This window comes from Bradyrhizobium altum (assembly GCF_020889705.1).
Lineage (GTDB): Bacteria > Pseudomonadota > Alphaproteobacteria > Rhizobiales > Xanthobacteraceae > Bradyrhizobium > Bradyrhizobium altum.
Genome location: NZ_JACMYP010000093.1, coordinates 1 through 18718 on the forward strand (window position 1 = coordinate 1; position 18718 = coordinate 18718).

The following is an 18718-nucleotide window of genomic DNA, read 5'->3' on the forward strand; positions in this document are numbered from 1 at the left end:
GGCCTGAACGCGCGGGAGGCAGCGGCGTGCGCGCGCTGCCGTCGGTCCGATCCGATGCAACGCCGCAGCCCGATGCGACGGATGAAGCGAGCATGAGCGACGCCGCCCTGAGCCGGCGCAAGGACGACCATCTGGACATCGTGCCGGTCGGCGACGGAACCATCGCCGATGGCGGCATAATCGCTTAATGGGTTTGGATAATCGTTGGCGGCTTCGGCGCGAATGGGTTGATGTCGTGGCTGGTGTCATCTTCCATCGGAGGTCGCGAGCGCCTCATGATGATTTCCAGATCGGCGCCGCAGTGAGTGCGGACAAACCGCCACCGGCGGATTGGCTGTCAATCGGCGTCGGACGGGGTCTCGGCGTCGACGCGAAGTTCGCTGGTCGACAGGGCGACGACGGCCGTGATCTTCCTGGCGTCGAACAAGACGGGCGCCCCAGTGGTCGGCGTCAATTGGACGAGAGCACCCCTGCGAAGGCGGGAAGGGTTAGCAGCTATGTTGCGCGAATAATCTTTTCATTGCGTGAACTTCCAAATCATTACCTTGCCGGTTGCCGGCGAAAAACGGCCTACTTCAAAGCGGTCTCGATCAAATTGGCCAGCCTGGCTCCCGCCAGGGCGGCCCGCGCTCGGGCCACGTTCTTGGCGTCGGTCTCGTACTCGCGCGTCAGGAGGGGCGGGTTCTCTTGAGCCCAGACGGCGGGATCGACGATCTGCGCCTGCGCTGGGCTGACGCCGACGCCCGACAATCCGTCCTTGTCGTCCGCGTCGAAGATCACGCGATATGGCGAGGCGTAACCGCCAAAGGCGGCATCCCAGTCCCACGGCCAGCGCCTTCGATGGCGTCGGACGCAAGGCTCCGCTAACTGATGCGGCCTTGCTCCATTTACTCGCTGGCGCTAACGCTAGCCCTTCTGTCGGCGTAGGGGGGCACGGTGAGCAACGCTCGCGAGTTTATCGATTTCTGGATCGAGAACAGCGTTCACGCTGTCGAGCAGTATCGGACGGTTGGCGCGTCGCAGGACGTGGCCGAACTCACCCGGCGCCTTGTCGAGGCTGCCGAAGGGCAGGGTATTTCGGAAGCCGAGTTGCGGGCTCAGATCGGCGACATTTCCGACTACATCGAAGGCCGGCTCAAGGCTGCGAATAGGGCTGAGAACGAGCGGCGTAAGCCTGCCTAAGCAACCTACAACTTGGCGGGGAAAGCCTTTGCTATCCAGAGTGGCCCTCCGGAAACAGGCCGCGCTCGCTACTCAGCCACTTTGTAAACGTCGCAGGGTTCGAGCTTAAGTTCTTCGAACGTTCGCTGCTGCTCAACGGTCAGCGCGACGTCCAACACCAACCGCTACCATCTAAGTGGATGGAACATACTCTGGTGTGCTCTGGAACTACCTGACTTGGTAGCTGCCCATGCCACGTAGCCGGTGTTAAGTAGGCTTGAGCGAGGGGGCCGATCGAACCCCGTGGATGCTGTGCAGAGCCTCCAGTTCGGTCCGAGGTCGTCCGCTTGTCCTTCACGCTCTCTAAGGCGGCCGGGGCAGCTTGGCAGATGGAATGGATATGCAACAGCGGAGCCCGCTCCCGAATGGTGATCGATCGGCCGGCCATTTTCGGAACACCGCTTACGAGCTCAATAAGAGCAGTCCCTATTTCGATGCAGCTCACGCGGCCTGCCTCATGGTCGAGGGACGTTCCACGACAGGCGGGCCTTTGTTTTGGACCCCGGTCCACTGTTCGACTTCGAAGGCATCTCAGAATCGCTAAGGCGAACGTCTTCGGCGCGTCCGCACGGTAGGATGAATATTTCTGGAGAGCGCACTAATGCCCGACTGGGATATGCACTCATTGTCGGCCAGCGCACCCAGAAAAATGCTTCAACCTCGGTACGACGGCTTGGCAATTTCGTCCACCAGGATGGTGTCGCCGCCCGAACCCGCGGGCTTCATCAGGCGCCGGCCCGGATCGCCGCGCAGCATCGAAGCGCTGGTCCCTAACGAGCTATCCGTCTTGGAATCCAAAACCAATCAAACAAAACCTCCGTATCGAGGTACTGGGACAAAATTGAGGGGAAATAATGTCTGACGCTGCGTTAGATCGCACACCGAATGTCACGGGAACCAAGACCCTTAGCATAAACTACGGATTGTTCGCGTTCGCGATCGTTGCGCTGACGATCCTCTACATCTGCGCGCGGCTGTATCAGCAGGCTTTTGGTTTCTCCATGGGGCTCGATGCAAGTTCACCAGAATTTGGCGAATACTGGATGACGCTCTTCAGGATCGAATTACCGGTCTTGTATGGCGCAGGCGCGCTCTGCTGGACCTATCTCTTCCTGACGCGTGACAAGAACATTGAGGCCATCACGCCCGAGGTCGAGTTGCGCAGTTACTTTTATCTGACCATGTGGCTCGTCGTGTACAGTTTCTGCATCTTCTGGACAGGCAGCTTCTTCGCCGATGGAGATGGAGTCTGGCATCAGACGACCCTCAGAGACACGCCGTTTACTCCCAGTCACATAATTCTGTTCTATGCGACCATTCCAATCTATCTCTTCTTTGGCGTAGGCAGCTTTGTTTACGCAATGACCCGCATTCCGGCTTTCTGCAGGGGGATCTCGCTCATGCATGTCTTCGCCGTAGTGGGGCCTTTCCTCATTTTGCCGAATCTCGGTTTCAACGAATGGGGGCATGCTTACTGGCTCACCGAGGAAATCTTCTCCCATCCGCTGCATTGGGGTTTCGTGGTTCTTGGATGGTGCGCACTCGCGCTGGCGGGCGTCCTGATGCAGATCGTCGGACGATTTAGAGAACTCGTTCCAATTGTATTCAAGCAGGAAGCAGCGAGCGCGTGACGAACGCACGTCTGCTACGCGTTGGAAAAATCGCGGTGCGGGAAGCCGTGCGACAACAATACAAGCCATCAGCTATTCCCGGACAGCGATCGCAGTTCGGCAAGAGCAGGTAAACCCTGGGGAGAGAGGAGTGACCTCAATTACCGACATCGATGCAGTGGCGATTCCGAAAAGGAAAGCTGGCCCCAAAGGTGAGACGGTCATTTCTGTCTCCGGTCTAACCCCCGGGGCAGCAAGATACTCCCGCATGTTCGACTTCTTGGTCGTGGCGGCGGTGGTGCCCCTCTTTGCGGGAGCATTCCATCTGCACGTGATGCTCACGGTCGGTGATTGGGACATGTATGTCGACTGGAAAGACCGGCAATATTGGCCCCTTGTCACGCCCATCTCCATGATCATGTTTCCTGCTGCTCTGCAGGCGATCTTCTGGGTCAACTTCCGTTTGCCCATCGGCGCGACGGTGGGCGCAACAGTATTGCTGATTACCACGTGGCTCGGACGTTACGCGAATTGGTGGATATGGACAGGCTTCCCGTTCACGGAAGGTGTGCCCTCACAGGTGATCGCGGGCGCATTGTTGATGGATATGGCGTTAATCGTCCTTCGCAATAGCCTGTTCACATCCATCTTCGCGGGCTTTGCGTTCGGATTCGTATTCTGGCCATCGAATTATTCCGCTTTGGCTCCGTTCTATCTCCCGGTCGAGCACCAAGGAATGGTCGCATCGTTGGCCGACATGATCGGTTACACATTTCCGCGTTCGAACATGCCTGAGTATCTGCGTATCATTGAGCGCGGTACGCTCCGGACTTTCGGTAGCTCGGTCAGTTGGGTGTCGGCGGCGTTCGCGGGCTTCATCTGCATATTCATGCACCAACTTTGGTGGCAGCTTGGGCGTTTTGCGTCCCAGACGACGTTCCTCAAGAACGGCGATGTCGTCAAATCCTTCATGGGTATGAAAAGCAGGCCAGCGTCCTAAGCGAATAAGCACAGGGAACACGGGTATGTTGGCGAAACTTATAAAACTCGCTGCAGGTTGGGTTGTCGCCTTCACTGTCGGAGTGTCTAGCGCAGCCGCTCATGGCGAACGTGCTCAGGAGCCATACTTGAGGACCAGGACGGTACAATTCTACGATGTCCACTTTTCCAAAACTGACGTGAAGGTGAACGAGCGATTCGAGCTAACGGGAAAATTCAGGCTGATGGAGGACTGGCCGGACGCAGTTACTCCGCCGGATATTGTTTTCGTATCGAGCGTATCGCCGGGGCCGACAATTGCCAGGGTGGAAACATACCTCAACGGTGAGCCAGCGAGGCAGTCTTTCGCAAAGCTGGAACTTGGCCGCGACTACGATTTTCGAATGGTTCTTGAGGGGCGCACATCGGGCAGCAGCCACATCCATCCCTCGATCTCGATCAAGGGATCTGGCCCTCTGGTGGGGCCGGGGCAGTGGATAAACATCTCGGGTGATGCGCATTCGTTCGCGTTTCCGATCAAGACTATGACTGGTCTGCAGATCGACGACTTGCAGACGTTCGGGCTGACTAACGCGATCGGATGGCATGTGGCCTGGCTGGCCGTGGCTGCGGCATGGTTGTTGTTCTGGTTGGTTCGTCCACTGTTTTTGCCTCGATGGCTTGTTCTGCAGAAGGGCAGGGAGGATTTGTTGGTTTCGTTGAGAGACACCGGGGTCGGGATCATAGTGGCGGCGATCGTTCTCGTCATGGTCTTCGGCGGCTATGTCCGAGCCAATCAGGAATATCCATATAATGTGCCCCTCCAGAGCGGGTTGAATAAGGTCGCGCCGCGCCCGGCAAGCCCTGCTGACGCAGAGGTCAAGGTCATATCGGCCACCTATGACGTGCCGGGCCGTTCGATGAGATTAGCGACCAGGATAACGAACAAAGGATCAGAACCTCTTTCAATCGGCGAGCTTACGACCGCAAACATCCGCTTTCTCAATCAGGGGCTCCCGGCAGCAATAGCCAATGTAGATCCGACCTACCCAAGGGATCTCGTTGCACGCACAGGGCTTGAGCTCAGTAGTGATACGCCGATAAATCCCGGTGAGACGAGAGAGGTGCTCGTCGAGGCAACGGACGCCGTGTGGGAATTGGAGCGCCTTGTCAGCTTCCTCACCGACGTCGACTCCAAGTTCGGCGGGTTGTTGCTCCTCTACACTCCGAATGGGAAACGCGTCATAGCGGAGATGGGCGGACCAATCGTGCCCGTATTCACCGAACTTAAGTAAGCTTGGGTGCGCGAATGTTGCGACGAGGTCAGTGGTGGACGACCGCGAGCGGAAGAGGGGCGTTCCCGGCCGTCCTTGTGATGGCGCTCGGCGCTCTCTTTGTTCTTGCCGCCGTCCGCGAAGGTCATGCGCACGGAGCTGTGTCCATGGAGGCTGACCAATGCAAGCTGAAGGTGGACAGCTACTTCATGCATTTTACTGGCTATCAGCCGCAGAGCTCGAGAGCCGAATTTTGTGAGGACATACCGGAGGTCGGGCGAACGATCATTGTTCTCGATTTCGTCGACGAGTCCCTGCGAGACATCCCGGTAAGCGTGAACCTGGCTAGAGATGACGGCGTACAAAGGATGGAAATGACGAACACACCATCCAGCATACTCTACATTCCACCAAGGAAGTATCCGAACGGAACGATCAAGATCGACGTCAATTTCGAGAAAGCCGGCAGATACGTCGGCATGGTGGCGATCGAGCATCGCGGGCAAAGCGTGGCAAACTTTCCATTCGACGTGGGGCGAGGCTGGAGTCTGATACGTCTTCTGGCGTGGTGCCTGGTCATAGTGTCAGGCGCCGTGGGAACGTTTCTGTGGGCACGGCGACGATACTCGATCGGGCGGGAGCTATCCTGGGCGAACCACAGATAAAGGAGAGTTGTTTCGATGAGAAGGTTCGTGCTCGTCATGATGGCCGTGCTGATCGGGATGCCAGGCGCGGTACTCGCTCACGCGCATCTCATTCGATCGACGCCGCAAGATGGCAGCGAAATTTCAGCTCCGATCGACCCGATGGTCCTGTACTTCACTGAAGCGCTCGAACAGGGGCTCATCAATGTCGCCCTTTCTCGCGATGATAAAGCCGTATCAGGGCTTTCGCAGCCCGTGCTAAGCGGCAATGGGCGAATCGTGAATGTTTCATTGCCTCATCTATCTGCCGGGCTCTATACCGTCAGTTGGAGCGTTGTCTCGATTGACGGGCATCGCACGGAAGGCAAGTTTAAATTTCTCTACCGAGGACCTTGATGGAAACGGTCCTCTCACTTGCGCGAGGGACTGCTTTCGCCTCCACGGCAGCTTTCGGCGGATTCTGCTGGGGTTTGGCACTGTGGCGCGAGGGTCTTGAAAGCGGCACTCGGTCGCGCTTCACGACGATAGCTTCCATCGCTGCGTCCGTAGCACTGGTCCTCAGTCTCTTGTATTTGACGGTTCGGATCGGCGCCGTCCTTGGCAAGCCGGTCTTGGCGGTCAGCTCCAGCGACGTGCTCTTCATCATTTTGGACACGCGGTTCGGGAGAGCTCAGGTCGCGGCGCTTGGGTTTGTGCTAGTCGGAGTTGCGAGCTTGCGACTTCTTCACAAGCCAGGTCTTGCCGCGAGTTTCAGCGGACTATCGCTGCTGGTGGGATTGTCCTCGAGCCACTCGGCGGCTGGCGGCACTATAGCAGGCTTCGCGATCAATATGATCCATGTTGCTGCGGCGGCGCTCTGGTTCGGAGGACTGTCAACCCTCGTTGTCGCGATGGCTCGACAGGCAGCGGAGAGGCCCGAAAGTAAATCCAGGCTCCTGAGCGGCTTTTCGACGGTCGCGCTGCCGCTCATGTTGCTCGTGGTCGCAACCGGAGTAGCTCTAGCAATCGAAAACGTGGGGACCTGGCCGGGTTTGGTGGCGACCGAATATGGCTGGCTCCTGACGGGAAAGTTCGCCTGCATCGGCCCGGTCCTGATCTGCGCTGCGTTTATCAGACAAAGGCTATTGCCGTTGCTAAAGACCGAAGGGGCAACTCAGCCACTCGGGATGGTCTTGAAGATCGAGCTAGCCTTCGCATTTCTGGTCACGTTACTTGCTGGCTGCCTGTCTCAGGCCATTCCATCGAGACACGTCGAGATAGTCTGGCCGCTTTCGTTCCGTCTGGATCCGGCCGTCGCTTGGGCGACGGTACCGGGAAGTAAAGTTCTGGCCATTGGGGGCTGCATTGCTCTGTTGATTGGGAGTATTGCCGCATGTGAGCTCGGCCGTATGGGAAGATGGCGGTGGGCGACGATCGCGGCTGTTGCTGGACCTGGCGTCGCAGGGGCTGTCGCGCTGCCCGGGTTATCAGTCCCCGCGTATCCTTCGACCTACTCAATGGTTCCGGTACCGTATGACGCCGAAGCGATTGCCCGGGGGCAGGACGTATTCGCTGCTCATTGCGTAGCTTGCCACGGCCTGAGGGGTAGGGGAGACGGTCCGTTGGCAAAGGATTTGAAGCCGCCGCCCGCCGATTTCACTGCTCCGCACACGAGAGACCATACGATGGGAGACATGTACTGGTGGGTGAGCCATGGCTTCCCATCCTCGGCGATGCCGGGCTTTGCCGAAAGTCTGTCGGACTTGGACAGGTGGCGAGTGGTCGAATACGTGATGGCTCTATCGCTGGGCTATGAAGCAAGAGTTCTTGGTCCCGAAATATCGGCGGGGCAGCCGTGGCTTCACGCGATCGACTTTCCGACGTGCCGCGGCGTTGGCCCGAGAGAGAAGTTGAACGACAGGAGCGACGGGCGCTCAAAACTTGTGCTGATCTTCCGAGATGGCATCCGAACGCAGCGCCTGGATCAGTTGACGCAACACGCGCGCGCCATCGAGCAAGCAGGCGGAATGATCCTCGCGGTGATGCCGTCTCCCTCCGAGGAGTTCCCATCTCCAGGTGAGTCAGGAAATCCCTGCATCGTGCTCGACATGGACCATCGCATTGCCGCTGCGTGGAATCTCTATCGGCGCACAATGGCGAATCCCGGCTTCGATGACAACGATTCGCCTCCAGCGATAATCGAGTTTCTTATCGACAGATTCGGATTCGTGCGCGCACGCTGGCGTTCGGACGAGACGGAGGGATTGGCATCGCCTTCGCAACTGGTCGACGCAATTACGCAGCTCCAAGCCGAACCGGAGATCAATAAGAGAGGCGTTCATGACCATTAGCGTCCGGGCCGCTCTTGCCCTCATTGCTGTCTGGCTCCCGCTGATCGCACTCGCGATCAATGCTCTCGCCGAGCGCAGTGCCCCTCGCGAGTTCCAATCGATCATTTGTCGCGGCGACAGGTCTGGTGCCAGCAAGATCGCTGGCCGGGACGAGCCATGATCATCGTAGCGAGCAGAGTCTGCGTCGACAAGCAGGCGGTAGCTCTTTTGCGGCACTCGGATGGGGGATCGGTGGCAGAAGAGCATCTCGTCTCGCCGTCCCGTATCAGCCCCCGAGTGATCGTCGCTGGCGCTGCCGGCATTCAGCGGAATGATCTTGATCCAGCCGAGTTGAGCCCACCTCCAAAAGCGGAAATTGCGGGAAACGTTCGCTGACACCTTTCCCGCGAACATAAAGTGGTAAGCGCTAAAACGCGGATTGCAGAGGAGGCCATGATGCCTTGGAAACCCACGATGTTGATGGCGAGTGCAAGGGCATTGCTTTCGCCGATAGCCGGTGTTGCCGTCCTGGCTTTTTTTAGCAGTACCGCCGTCAGCCATGAGTTGGAGGTCGGAACACTACTGATCCAGCATCCCTGGGTGGCTGCAAAGGATACGACCAACACCACGACGACGGCTTATGTGATCGAAATTCAGAACAGGGGCACAGGGCCAGATCGGTTGCTCGGGGCGTCGCTTTCGGGCGAGAAGGGGATCTTGCAGGAAGCCGATGCAGGCGCGCGGCCAGCCAAGTTCGCCACCCATGAGCACGGCTTCCAAATAGAACCTGGTGGTTTCGTTCGTCTTCAACCCGGTAGCGCGCGGATCCTGTTCGAAGGACTTCACGGCGCACTAAAGGAAGGAGAGATGGTCGAAGGGACGTTGGAATTCGAAAAGGCCGGCACCATAGAAATCGAATTCACGATCGAGCCGGCGGGCTTGGCTGAAGAGGATGATACGCCAATCCATCATCACACTCAGCACTAAGGTGTCAGGAGAAGGGCGAAGCATGGACGCCGTCTGAGGCAGGGGTGTGGGAGATCGAACCATGAGCGTGATAGGTATTTGGGAACGCCCAAGATCTGGAAACATTCACGATCAAGCGATCAAGCAGCCATGCTGAAGGGATGGTGGGATGGGATCATCCTATACCCAGCTTGAGGCAGGGCAATTCGAAGCTGAAGTGCAGTCAGCTCAACTTGCACCCGATTGCGGGATTTTCCGGAAGACCACCAACAAGAAACTCTATAGACGTTTGCTCCTCCAACGGGCGGTCTTGCACTTGGTGTCCAGGTGCTGACGAGCGGGCCGTCGCCTAGAACATGCAGGACCGCAAGACGGCCTTCCTCAACGCCTCTTCGGACAAGCGCACGGCCAGTCCGGACCGGCTCGAGGCCAAGGTCTCGTCTGATGTCGTGCAGGCTGGCGCGGTGATCCCAGTTGCGCTCATCACGGGCATCGGGTCCGATCTGCCCGGCCAGACATGCGGCTGTCTTTTTCACTCAGAAGGCCAGATCGTTCCGCCGCCAGCATGACCGCTTCAAATCGTGCCTTGCTCACGACAGGCCCGCTGGTCGCCAGCGCACGCTTAAAGGCTTTTATCAATACATCAATACCGAGCCACCCTTGGATGCAGCCCTTCTCCGTTTCGCCCGGAGGGGCGTGTTGGAGGGGCCAAAGTCCCAGGGGGCCGTCGCATATGACTACCGCCAGCTATCTTCGTCGCAAGCCAAATCGCGCAGGCTTGGCGATTACGTCCCAGTCTGTATGCTTGCGGTTAAGAATATCGGCAAGACCGATCTTGAGCGCTGCCTTATCGAAATGATCGAGTTTAGCGGGACTCTCCCGCCCAATATCGTCCTGCCTCTGACGCTGCGCACGGCCAATCAAATCCGCGGCGACGAACGAGGCCGCTTCCTGCTCTCCGCCGGGCAGGAAGCGATCATCCCGTTGGCCTTCCACCGACCGCAGCGCGCCAACGAATGGTTTCTCGTCGACGGTTCCGGCACCAAACATTTTTTCAGCGCTGATTCCACCAAGATGATCGTGCGCATCTATCAAGTCCGGCCAGCAGCGCGAGCAGCACGAGGACGAGCGCCAGCCGCCACGCACGGCCTTGTGCTCTCGCAGCAGCATCCAGACAGGCCGCGAACAGCACTCCAGAAGACGATGGGGAGACTGGAGATCGTTTGCCAGACGAGGAGCGCGCATGTGGTGAGCATGGGCGAAGCGTTTCGCAAGAATGCTTCGCGGCCTGTCAACCGCGGACGAACTAGTTGGTTCGTCTCCGAGCACGCGTTCGTGGGACCACAGCTTGCTGTGTACTCTCGTTCATCGATCGGTCAACTCGCGGACACGGCAAATCGTGCATTGCGCCCGGCCCAAAGTGCGAACCCGACGGCTACTAAAGTGTGGGTGGCGGCCACCGCTGTGACGCCAGTAGCGATGCTTGGTCCGGCTCGTATTTGCACTGTGTGCCGCGCGGCGCTCTCGGCCACGATCCGCGCCTTCTCCGCATCGCTCCAACTGCGCCGTCGATGTTTGCCGTCGAAAACGGAAATCCCGGAAACGCTTCTGTGAGCGCGGCCGCCAGTGCCCGTTCATCAGCGCCGGCGGGAAGGCGCGCAAGAACCGCCTCGATCGTGGCGGGATCGGGCAATCGTGCTGCAATATTCTCTGGAGCTTCAGCCATGCCTTGAGCCTATTGTCGCCCCCTGTTCAGGGCGCTCTCGATCTCTTCCATCGACGAGCAAGGGCCTGAGGAAATCCTGCATCCAAATCGGCATCGCTGAAAGACCTGCGCGAAGATCGTGACGCATCTTCTTCCCATGCTGCGGAATCTTGAACAGCCTGTTGAGGCCGTTCTTTATCGCCTGTCGGCCGTTGTCCCCCTCCATCAGGTCTTGCATCCAATATAGCGCCTGGACGACACGCATGCCTGGACGTCCCGCCCAAAAGAGACGGCTCGCCGCCGCCGACTTGAAATGGATGACCTGCCCTCCCAGTTTGATCGGCTTCAGGCGAGCGTCGACGAGAACCTCGATGCGCGCCGGCACTGCCGTGGTGAGGCCAAGATCGTTCGCAGCCGTCATTCCGTCGACCACGACGCGCACCTGATCGCGGCGCGCGACAGCCCTGATGACGGCGCGAGGGTCGGGAACCGTCAGTTTGCCTGTGAGCTTGCTCTTTCGCGGCCGATCGTAGAGCCCGCGGGCGATACGGCGTAACTCGCCAGCCGCGTCGAGGCGCTGCAGCGTTTTGTCGATGGCGGCGCGGCTGCCGAGGTCGACGAAATCGCTGGGTGTCCACACTTCGGTCGGCGTCTCGTTGATCCGGGCAGTGAGCCGCGGCCGGAGATCCGTGGTCGGTTGATCAGCCATGTCCGAAGTGTGACGTAAATTTCAGTCACAGGCAAGGACATCCGAAATTTGCTACATTTTTCGGACAGACGACGGCTGAATCTTGTCGGGGTTCAGGAGGCGGTCAAGCTGCGCCCGGCTGACCTGCATACGTTTGGCAAAGGCAGATTTGGTGATGCGGATGAAGTCACCAATCCCGGCAGCAAAGGGCGGCTGGCCTCAGCGCTTTATATCATATTAAAAAATGGACATTTCCGGTATGAATTCGCATACGGCGCGAGCGCTGCTGCGCTACGCGAATGGATGCGAGGCTATGAGAGTATGCCCTCGATCTCTCGCCGCTGTTCTGCATGTTTCGCCGGGTTCTGCTCCTTCAGCTTCGCGATGTTGAGCAGCTTCCAGCGAACGGCCGGGAGCTTTGCGGCCTGAGGCAGGCCGATTGCCTCGAAGTCCGGCTCGCCATCATGCAACGACAGCAAGAAGCGCATCGCCTTCTCGTCGAGCCGGGCGAGGAGATCGGTCGTCAGCTTCAGTCTCGACGCCTTCAATTCATCCAGGCTGACGGCTTCGATTGTCATCCCTTCGAACTCCTTCACAAATGCCTCGTCGAGCATCGCCAAGGAAGGCTTGACCAGTTCGTGCGGCGGCCTGCCGGAGCTGGCGACGTAAATGAGGAACGTGCGAAACAGCGCGTCAGTCAGACCTTCGTTCTCGTAGAGCAGCTTCACGTCAAACAGATCGCGCGGATGTTGGCGGTCAACCGCCGCATGCAGCTTTCCGCCGAACAGATCCTCGAACGAGACGACCTTCATCTCCGCGAAACCGAAGGCCTCTTCGACCGACTGACTGACACGCAGCGTCTCCGGCGCGTGGACCGTTCCTCGCGCGACCGGCGACGTCTCGATCTTGATCTCGGCGTTGCCTTGCCGGACGAGTACCCGCGTATCGTTGTTGCCGCCGCCCGCAATCCTCTGGACTGTGACGCCGCGGAGACCGCGCTGCAGATCCTCGCGAATGCGCTCGAGCGTCGCGTCGATGCCTTTCAACGTCGTCTCGCGATCCTCGATCGGGAGATAGACGAGATCGATGTCGACCGACAATCGCGGCATGTCCCGGTAGAAGAGATTGATCGCCGTCCCACCCTTGAGCGCGAAGGCGTCGTGACGGGCGATGAAGGGAAGGGTCCGCACCAGCAGTTCGACCTGCCGCATATATTGCTCACGCGCGCATGAGATCGTTTGGAATTGTGACGCGGTACACGGGATGGAGCCGGCCGCCTGGGCTCAACGCCCGGTCGCCCTTGCCGAGATCGACCGCCGAGCTGTCGATGTGCCTGCGCCAGGCATGGTTGTGCTTGTCGGCATAGACGAAGAAGAGGCGCTTGGTTTTCACGCTTCGGCACTGGGCCAGCAGCGTCGTCAGCAGTTTCGGGCGCAGATTGGCGAGGCTTTCGAACGCCATGTCGATCGTGTGGAAGCTCTCGCCCTTCGGGAGCTCGTCGAGCATCTCGAGGATTGCACGTTCGGGGGACGACATCGGTATCGGCCAGCGCCACGGGTTCTGCACAAGCCCCGGGTCATCGTCATTCGAGAGGCTGAAATCGAAATTTTCGATGCCGACGGCTTCATCCCCAAACAGGGCGTTGCTCCTGACCACCACGCGTGCGTCGGTGTGCAGTTTTGACAGCCATGCCGGAACGTCGGCGCCATAAAGATAGAGCGAGAATTCACCGCCGAACGAAAGATAGTGCGTATGGCCCCGCAGGGAGAGAGCACTGGCCCCGCCGACATGAAATCTGTGCCGCATGAGCCAGAGGGCCGAGAGCAGAGGGATCTTCCATCCGATGGCCGCTTCTGGAGGCGTATCCGGCATGAATGGACGGCGGTACAGGCCCGTCATCACGGGTTCGAGCCAGCCCTGTTTGACGTAGCCGGAGACGGACTGCCGCGAGATGGCATGACGGCTCATCCAGCCCGTATCCACGAGGAAACCCGGCGGAACCGTCTGCAGGAGCAACTTTAGTTTTGTCTCTTTTTGTCCATTCATGCTGGACATTATGGCATAAGTTCAAAGTAAAGGCGAGTCGGGACTTTATATATCGTCATATTTGTCAATTCAAAGCGGACGTAATAGATTCGTTCCAAAGCGAGACAGGCCGAAATGCGTTCCCTTCGGCCGGGCTATTGGCTGGGCCGAAGCGCCTGACGGGTTTTCTCCCGTCCGTTCCTGCGCTGGGGCCTCGTTGCGGGACCCCCTTGATGGGAAGCGAGTGAAGGCCGTCAGGGCCTCCAGTCGCGGCTCTGGCTGAAATTTGTATCCAAACTTTGGTCAGTAGCGTCCGATAGCTCTCATTGTCTCCCGACAGCACCCCGTCAGCATGCCAATGCCGAGGGATGAAGGCCCAGGCGCGAAAGTATTGCTGGCGGCCCCTCCCTGCCGGTCGGTCACGCTCTACCCGCAAGCATGGGCTTGCGGCCGGAGCCGCGAAGCGTCTCCGCCCTTCGGGTGACGATCGTTGCCGCTTACTGCTTCTGGCGCCGAACGGATGCCCACCGCGACGGCGAATTGAACGGCAGCGCCGATATCACTTGCCGCCGCTAACGCATTTCCTCGCTTTGACCTGATCCGTGTTGCGGGACTAACAGCCGAGCACGACGCCACTGAATTCGCGGCCGGGGAAAAAGCGCGCGGAAGGGCACTGACCATTTTGCAGCAAGCCCGACCCCGCTCTCCACGGATGGCTTTCCTGGTCCTCCGCCCGGCCTTCCACGATCAACCCGCAAGGGGTCGGCTATGCGAGCATGCCGCCGCTGCGCCTTCGGCTGCGCGGTGATCGCGGCCGGTTGAGGACACTGACGGACGCCATCGAGCGGGGATCGGCCTCGCTCACGATGGAGCCCTCAAATGTCGCACAATCTTTCCCTCGCCCAGTCCAATGCCTTCGAACTCGCTCGCACCCTGATGGTCCCCGTCACGCTCTTCAAGGTCGACGGCGCATACGGCGTGATGCCGAGCGACGAACTCGACGATGCCGATGTCACGGTTGTTCATGAATACGATCCCTACCAGCCCGGCCCGGCTCATTGAGCCGGGTTTTTCCCTTGTGTGCCGCTTGCGAGCGGGCGGCGGCAAGGGAAGCTGCGCCGCGGCTGGCCGACGCGATGACGCCGAGTGCCCCGCATAATTCATCAATTGCCAGCCGCGCCCTTGCCCCCTTCGCTCTTCGCGGCAGGGGCGAGTGGTCCCGCAAGCCGCGGGAGATAAGAAATTCAAGCGGGAAAGGTCCGGCGCGGCGGTGCGCCGGGAAGCGGAGATGGAAAAGAAGGACATCGAAGAGCTGAAGAATCGCGTGGCTTGCGCCGCCGTGCTCGAGAAGGCCGGATTTGCGATCGATCTGAAGGAGAGCACGCGCAAAGCCGTCAAATATCGTCGCGGCAGCGACATCATCATCGTGATCCATCAGGGAAGGGGCTGGTTCGACGCACTGTCCGACGCCAGAGGCGACGTCTTCTCGCTGCTGGAGCATCTCGATGGCATCGCGTTTCCCGAGGTGCTGCAGCGAGTCTCCGACCTCGTCGGATTTGTGCCGGCGGAGCCCGTCTGGACACGAGAATCCCGCGCGCACGATCCTGATCTTACTGCTGCGGATCGCTGGCGCGTGCGGCGCAAGCCTTGGCGAGGTTCACTGACATGGTGCTATCTGCGCGACGAGCGTGGCATTCCGGAAGCCATCATCCACACTGCGATTCGGCATGATCGTTTGCGCGAAGGCCCTCACGGCAGCATGTGGGCGGCGCATCTCGACAATGACGGCGTAGTCACAGGCTGGGAGAAGCGCGGTCCGCAATGGCGCGGCTTCGCCAGCGGCGGCGGCAAGGTGCTGTTCCGTTTCGGACCGACGAACGCGACCCGGCTCTGCATCACCGAGGCCGCGATCGACGCCATGAGCCTGCCGGCGATCGAAGCCCAGCGGCCGGATACTCTTTATCTGAGCACCGGTGGCGGCTGGGCGCCGGCGACAGTCGCCGCCATTCGAGCGCTGAGCGCGCGGCCGGGCGCGCGGCTCGTTGCGGCGACCGATAACAATCGGCAGGGAGAGGTCTATGCCGATCGGCTCGCGGCCATCGCGCAGGAGGTGGGCTGCGACTATGACCGCCTGCGGCCGGCGACGGAGGACTGGAATGACCAGCTGCAAAAATAGGGTATCCGGCAAATTCGGTTGTATGAGGACGCCGATGGTTGAACTGGACGAGCTTGCGAAGGCTCTGCGGACGGTGACGATGGGCTTGGACCACCCACTGGTGGACAAGCACATCCACTTTCACAACAGGGTCATGGTGCACAGCGGCGACGTTTTCCGCGGAAACCGTAGCAGGCACTTCGTTCGGCGCATGGAAAAAGGCGGCCGCTTCTACGTCCGGATGGGCAAACGCGGTGAGTGCAAGCGCTATATCGAGCGCTGCGAAGTCACCTTTATTTACGGCGAACCGACGCTGTACGAATATCGCCTAAGCCATTGAAAAGAGCGATACATGACGAAATCCCTGCGCGTGCGGTCTTTCACCCGTCCCAGACTTCTCTGGCTATCCGCTCCTGCAGGAGAGGCGCTGGTGGGCTTGGCGCACCATCGATCGCGAGGATGCGCCTGCTCACGTCCGCAGTTCGATAGGCGCTTTCGGAGACACCGGAGGCTGGACCTCTAAATTCGCCCGCTACGGTTGTTTCGGACGCGGTGGGCTTGTCCAGTCGGTGCAATAGGCCCAAAATGGCTGTGATCGGATTGCTTCCAAGGACTCCACTCCTTAACCGGTTTTGTCCATTCTCCGGCAAATCGTTTGGGGAATCGTTTGCCACTTTTCAACAGGCTGCGAGAAAAGGCCAGACAAGCGGCAGGGAAGAGGTCACCACCCGTAGACAGACCACGATTGCGATCGTGATTGCGCCGCCGCTGGTGCTCTTGATCATCGGTCTTGCCATATGGTGGGTGGTGATCGGCTTCCGTCCACGCCAACCGGAGACGAGCGTTTCGCGCTGTTAAAGGACCAGGCCCGGCGTTGGACGGTACGGAGGGGACGAATGACCTTCGGTAAACATCAGTTCAGGGTCGAGCTGCGGCGGCTGATCGAAAAGCACATCAGCTCGTCGAGCACGTTCGAAGACTACGTTCTGATCACCGGAGAGCTGGAAGAGGCGAAGGATAGGCTCGACCTCGAGTCCGAGAAGTTCCCGGACGAGGAGGTCGACGCCTGCGAATTGTAGCCAGCGCTTCGTGCCGATCTTCAGCCACTCCCTGCTGCCGTGGGCTCAGCGCTGGTGGCCGAGCCCGATGCCGAGCTGGTGGGCCTTGGCCCGAAGCGCCGGCACCGTACGCTTCATCTGCTTCGAGATCTTGGCGATCGGCGTCCTGGCCTTCGAGTGAGCCTTGAGCGCCTTCAGATCATCCTTGGTGTATTCCCGCCGGATGAGTGGCTTCTTCTGTTTGGAGTTTGGCATAGAATCCCTAATGAATGGACGAAAGAGCGGCCTCGAAGTGTCTGAGCTTTGGCCAAGGCCGCCGCCGCCCACATATCACACGGGCTGGTAATGACCAGCCTGCGACTCGCGTTCCGCAAACGTGACCTGCAAATTGCCGCGTTGACAATCACGATTCACCGCAGGCGCTTCGCGTCAAGTGTGCTGATGGGAGCTGAACGTGGTCTTCGGGCAAGAACTTCGACGCCTGATCGACCGACACATCGGCCCATCAAGCCAGTTCAAGGACCTGGGTCGAGATGATCCAGGAAATGGACCGCGCAGGATCGGCTTGGAGCGGAGGGTGACAAGGCAGGCGGTTTCTCGCCAGTGGATATGGATGGGGTCGAGCGGTAGATGAACTGATCAGGTGATCCAAGCTTCGGCCGGACATTATCCGTGCCGTGATCCGGTAATGACGAATTGCGAAGGAACGCACGGCAGCATGTGGGCGGCGCATGTCGACGGCAACGGCCTGCCGCCGAGGATTGGGACGAACAGGTACATCCCGGCAACCAGATGAAGATGGAGAGGAGGGAAAGGAAAACCCGACTGCCGCATGCCCGCCGGCCGCGTCAAGGGTGAAGCTTCGCCCGCGTGCCGCGGCCCTTGACCCGGCCGGTCGGAGAGGCGGCCACGGGGGAGGGGTCAGGAAGGGCTGAAGACGATGGCGGAATCGGAAGGATGAGCCGCGCTTCAGCCCGACGAGGCTGAAAGGAGCCCGCTCATGACCCTCTCTCCGATCCGCAAGGTCTATCAGGGCATTGCCGACCGCCGGCAGATGTTCCGCATGTTCGATCGCCACGCGCAGCGGCCGAACCGCTCCGAGAACGACGACAGCGTGCTTTATTGCGGCGAATGGTTCGAAATCGGCCAGGCCGACCACGACCATATGCTCGAGATCCTGCCGCCGCTCTGGATAAAGGCTGAGATGTTCGCGTTGCGCGAATTCCTCGCCGGCAGCATCACCGGCGTTTTCTTCGCGCTGAGGATCGACGGCCAACCGCGCTACTTCCACGGCTATTGCGATCTTAGCGACAAGGGCTCGCCGGATCGGATGCGCGCCGCGATCATCGAACGGGAAGCGCGTCCCGCCGAGGCAATGACGCGCGAGGAGCGGCTCGAGCATATCTGGTCGAGCACGCATGACGATTATCGTGGCTATGCCGGAGACCGCTGGGCCGAGCATCTGCGCGGCGAGCGCACGGTGCTGCTCTACGGCGGCGAGCACGGCACCGTGCTGAAGCCGCTCGACCAGCTGACCGACGCGGAGATCGCCGCGAAGCTGCCGGTGCATCTGCGCTACGTGCCTGACGCGATCGCGGCGTGAGGGAGGTGGTGATGTTCACATTCCCCATCCCCGCCGTCCGCACGGTTATCGATCGCGGAAAATCCGACGCCGCCGCCAATGACGGGTTCCGCAATCCCTATTACGGCCAAAAGCCCGGTGAGGGCGAGAAGCCTGGACTCTGGCTCGTCGGTGACAACGGCGTCTACATCATGTCGAACGGCAAGCTCAGCGATGGCGCTCGCCCGCTTGTGGTCTATTCCGAGGAATGCCATCCGATCGGCAATCCGGACTGGTTCGACTACAAGCGCCGCCATTTCGGCGGCGATGACGGCATCGAGTTCATCGAGGCCGAGCGGCTCATCCCTCTCATCAATCGTGATTTTCGCTACACGCATCTGCGGGTGCAGCTGAGCGAGACCGACATCTCGCTGTCGCTCATCGTGCGCTAGCGCCTCCCATCCCCAATCCACCGTGACCATCCGCACCCGCCGAGGCAGCTCGGCGCGACGACGGCACGTGCC

20 protein-coding genes and 2 pseudogenes are annotated in these 18718 nt (G+C 59.8%); 17 read left to right on the top strand and 5 right to left on the bottom strand.

Features of this window, described 5'->3' with window-relative positions:
- Nucleotides 1–26: 26 nt before the first annotated feature.
- Nucleotides 27–143: pseudogene (locus tag H8B02_RS48590) on the top strand (type 2 isopentenyl-diphosphate Delta-isomerase); the annotation flags it as partial.
- A gap of 427 nt (nt 144–570) precedes the next feature.
- On the opposite strand, the gene H8B02_RS22240 reads toward H8B02_RS48590, so the two are convergent.
- Nucleotides 571–780 (bottom strand): hypothetical protein, encoded by a 210-nt coding sequence (locus tag H8B02_RS22240; protein ID WP_229168254.1) that lies wholly within the window; start codon nt 778–780, stop codon nt 571–573.
- 156 nt (nt 781–936) lie between these two features.
- Between H8B02_RS22240 and H8B02_RS22245 the strand changes: the two genes are divergently transcribed.
- The 10 genes and pseudogenes from H8B02_RS22245 (at nt 937) to H8B02_RS22290 (ending at nt 10616) form a co-directional block, all read left to right on the top strand.
- Nucleotides 937–1182, top strand: coding sequence for a hypothetical protein (locus H8B02_RS22245; protein WP_229168256.1), 246 nt, complete (start codon nt 937–939; stop codon nt 1180–1182).
- Between the two features lie 893 nt (nt 1183–2075).
- A complete protein-coding gene (gene amoC / locus H8B02_RS22250; protein ID WP_229168257.1) occupies nt 2076–2852 on the top strand; it encodes a bacterial ammonia monooxygenase, subunit AmoC in 777 nt (258 codons plus the stop codon).
- Nucleotides 2853–2982: 130 nt separating this feature from the next.
- The gene (locus H8B02_RS22255) at nt 2983–3831 is read left to right on the top strand and encodes a methane monooxygenase/ammonia monooxygenase subunit A (RefSeq protein ID WP_229168259.1); all 849 of its coding nucleotides are present in this window, start codon (nt 2983–2985) and stop codon (nt 3829–3831) included.
- Nucleotides 3832–3856: 25 nt separating this feature from the next.
- Nucleotides 3857–5104: a bacterial ammonia monooxygenase, subunit AmoB gene (gene amoB, locus H8B02_RS22260; protein WP_229168261.1), complete on the top strand. Its 1248-nt coding sequence runs from the start codon at nt 3857–3859 to the stop codon at nt 5102–5104.
- A gap of 146 nt (nt 5105–5250) precedes the next feature.
- On the top strand, nt 5251–5748 hold the full coding sequence (locus H8B02_RS22265) for a hypothetical protein (RefSeq protein WP_229168263.1): 498 nt from the start codon (nt 5251–5253) through the stop codon (nt 5746–5748).
- A 15-nt stretch (nt 5749–5763) separates the two neighbouring features.
- Nucleotides 5764–6123 (top strand): copper resistance CopC family protein, encoded by a 360-nt coding sequence (locus tag H8B02_RS22270; RefSeq protein WP_229168265.1) that lies wholly within the window; start codon nt 5764–5766, stop codon nt 6121–6123.
- Entirely contained in the window at nt 6123–8057 is a 1935-nt protein-coding gene (locus tag H8B02_RS22275) for a CopD family protein (RefSeq protein WP_229168266.1), read from the top strand. Before H8B02_RS22270 ends, H8B02_RS22275 begins: the two co-directional genes overlap by 1 nt.
- 435 nt (nt 8058–8492) lie before the next feature.
- On the top strand, nt 8493–9023 hold the full coding sequence (locus H8B02_RS22280; RefSeq protein WP_229168268.1) for a copper chaperone PCu(A)C: 531 nt from the start codon (nt 8493–8495) through the stop codon (nt 9021–9023).
- Between the two features lie 332 nt (nt 9024–9355).
- A pseudogene (locus H8B02_RS22285) lies at nt 9356–9517 on the top strand (TrbI/VirB10 family protein); the annotation flags it as partial.
- A gap of 286 nt (nt 9518–9803) precedes the next feature.
- Nucleotides 9804–10616, top strand: coding sequence for a hypothetical protein (locus H8B02_RS22290; protein ID WP_229168269.1), 813 nt, complete (start codon nt 9804–9806; stop codon nt 10614–10616).
- A gap of 104 nt (nt 10617–10720) precedes the next feature.
- On the opposite strand, the gene H8B02_RS22295 is transcribed toward H8B02_RS22290, so the two are convergent.
- The 3 genes from H8B02_RS22295 to H8B02_RS22305 all read right to left on the bottom strand — a co-directional run bounded on the left by H8B02_RS22295 (nt 10721) and on the right by H8B02_RS22305 (nt 13441).
- A complete protein-coding gene (locus tag H8B02_RS22295; RefSeq protein ID WP_229168270.1) occupies nt 10721–11416 on the bottom strand; it encodes a DUF6088 family protein in 696 nt (231 codons plus the stop codon).
- Between the two features lie 290 nt (nt 11417–11706).
- A complete protein-coding gene (locus tag H8B02_RS22300) occupies nt 11707–12606 on the bottom strand; it encodes a nucleotidyl transferase AbiEii/AbiGii toxin family protein (protein ID WP_229168271.1) in 900 nt (299 codons plus the stop codon).
- A gap of 7 nt (nt 12607–12613) precedes the next feature.
- Nucleotides 12614–13441: a type IV toxin-antitoxin system AbiEi family antitoxin domain-containing protein gene (locus H8B02_RS22305; protein ID WP_229168272.1), complete on the bottom strand. Its 828-nt coding sequence runs from the start codon at nt 13439–13441 to the stop codon at nt 12614–12616.
- Nucleotides 13442–14299: 858 nt separating this feature from the next.
- On the opposite strand from H8B02_RS22305, the gene H8B02_RS22310 reads away from it, so the two are divergent.
- From H8B02_RS22310 to H8B02_RS22325, 4 genes are all read left to right on the top strand, one after another.
- Nucleotides 14300–14482, top strand: a complete 183-nt coding sequence (locus tag H8B02_RS22310) for a hypothetical protein (protein ID WP_229168273.1) — start codon at nt 14300–14302, stop codon at nt 14480–14482.
- 226 nt (nt 14483–14708) lie between these two features.
- The gene (locus H8B02_RS22315; RefSeq protein ID WP_229168274.1) at nt 14709–15596 is read left to right on the top strand and encodes a DUF3991 and toprim domain-containing protein; all 888 of its coding nucleotides are present in this window, start codon (nt 14709–14711) and stop codon (nt 15594–15596) included.
- 34 nt (nt 15597–15630) lie between these two features.
- The gene (locus H8B02_RS22320) at nt 15631–15915 is read left to right on the top strand and encodes a hypothetical protein (protein WP_229168275.1); all 285 of its coding nucleotides are present in this window, start codon (nt 15631–15633) and stop codon (nt 15913–15915) included.
- A 556-nt stretch (nt 15916–16471) separates the two neighbouring features.
- Entirely contained in the window at nt 16472–16654 is a 183-nt protein-coding gene (locus tag H8B02_RS22325; RefSeq protein ID WP_229168276.1) for a hypothetical protein, read from the top strand.
- A 45-nt stretch (nt 16655–16699) separates the two neighbouring features.
- Here the strand turns inward: H8B02_RS22325 and H8B02_RS22330 are convergent, their stop codons facing one another.
- The gene (locus H8B02_RS22330) at nt 16700–16888 is read right to left on the bottom strand and encodes a hypothetical protein (RefSeq protein ID WP_229168277.1); all 189 of its coding nucleotides are present in this window, start codon (nt 16886–16888) and stop codon (nt 16700–16702) included.
- Nucleotides 16889–17633: 745 nt separating this feature from the next.
- Between H8B02_RS22330 and H8B02_RS22335 the strand changes: the two genes are divergently transcribed.
- Nucleotides 17634–18236, top strand: coding sequence for a DUF1419 domain-containing protein (locus H8B02_RS22335; protein WP_229168278.1), 603 nt, complete (start codon nt 17634–17636; stop codon nt 18234–18236).
- 11 nt (nt 18237–18247) lie between these two features.
- On the top strand, nt 18248–18646 hold the full coding sequence (locus H8B02_RS22340) for a DUF3085 domain-containing protein (protein WP_229168279.1): 399 nt from the start codon (nt 18248–18250) through the stop codon (nt 18644–18646).
- The last annotated feature ends 72 nt before the right edge of the window (nt 18647–18718 follow it).

Excerpts from the sequence above, each read along its gene's own strand:
- amoC (WP_229168257.1), top strand. The coding sequence starts at position 2,076 with ATGTCTGACGCTGCGTTAGATCGCACACCGAATGTCACGGGAACCAAG.
- amoB (WP_229168261.1), top strand. The coding sequence starts at position 3,857 with ATGTTGGCGAAACTTATAAAACTCGCTGCAGGTTGGGTTGTCGCCTTC.
- H8B02_RS22265 (WP_229168263.1), top strand. The coding sequence starts at position 5,251 with ATGGAGGCTGACCAATGCAAGCTGAAGGTGGACAGCTACTTCATGCAT.
- H8B02_RS22270 (WP_229168265.1), top strand. The coding sequence starts at position 5,764 with ATGAGAAGGTTCGTGCTCGTCATGATGGCCGTGCTGATCGGGATGCCA.
- H8B02_RS22275 (WP_229168266.1), top strand. The coding sequence starts at position 6,123 with ATGGAAACGGTCCTCTCACTTGCGCGAGGGACTGCTTTCGCCTCCACG.
- H8B02_RS22280 (WP_229168268.1), top strand. The coding sequence starts at position 8,493 with ATGCCTTGGAAACCCACGATGTTGATGGCGAGTGCAAGGGCATTGCTT.
- H8B02_RS22290 (WP_229168269.1), top strand. The coding sequence starts at position 9,804 with ATGCTTGCGGTTAAGAATATCGGCAAGACCGATCTTGAGCGCTGCCTT.
- H8B02_RS22295 (WP_229168270.1), bottom strand. The coding sequence starts at position 11,416 with ATGGCTGATCAACCGACCACGGATCTCCGGCCGCGGCTCACTGCCCGG.
- H8B02_RS22300 (WP_229168271.1), bottom strand. The coding sequence starts at position 12,606 with ATGCGGCAGGTCGAACTGCTGGTGCGGACCCTTCCCTTCATCGCCCGT.
- H8B02_RS22305 (WP_229168272.1), bottom strand. The coding sequence starts at position 13,441 with ATGAATGGACAAAAAGAGACAAAACTAAAGTTGCTCCTGCAGACGGTT.
- H8B02_RS22310 (WP_229168273.1), top strand. The coding sequence starts at position 14,300 with ATGTCGCACAATCTTTCCCTCGCCCAGTCCAATGCCTTCGAACTCGCT.
- H8B02_RS22315 (WP_229168274.1), top strand. The coding sequence starts at position 14,709 with ATGGAAAAGAAGGACATCGAAGAGCTGAAGAATCGCGTGGCTTGCGCC.
- H8B02_RS22320 (WP_229168275.1), top strand. The coding sequence starts at position 15,631 with ATGGTTGAACTGGACGAGCTTGCGAAGGCTCTGCGGACGGTGACGATG.
- H8B02_RS22325 (WP_229168276.1), top strand. The coding sequence starts at position 16,472 with ATGACCTTCGGTAAACATCAGTTCAGGGTCGAGCTGCGGCGGCTGATC.
- H8B02_RS22330 (WP_229168277.1), bottom strand. The coding sequence starts at position 16,888 with ATGCCAAACTCCAAACAGAAGAAGCCACTCATCCGGCGGGAATACACC.
- H8B02_RS22335 (WP_229168278.1), top strand. The coding sequence starts at position 17,634 with ATGACCCTCTCTCCGATCCGCAAGGTCTATCAGGGCATTGCCGACCGC.
- H8B02_RS22340 (WP_229168279.1), top strand. The coding sequence starts at position 18,248 with ATGTTCACATTCCCCATCCCCGCCGTCCGCACGGTTATCGATCGCGGA.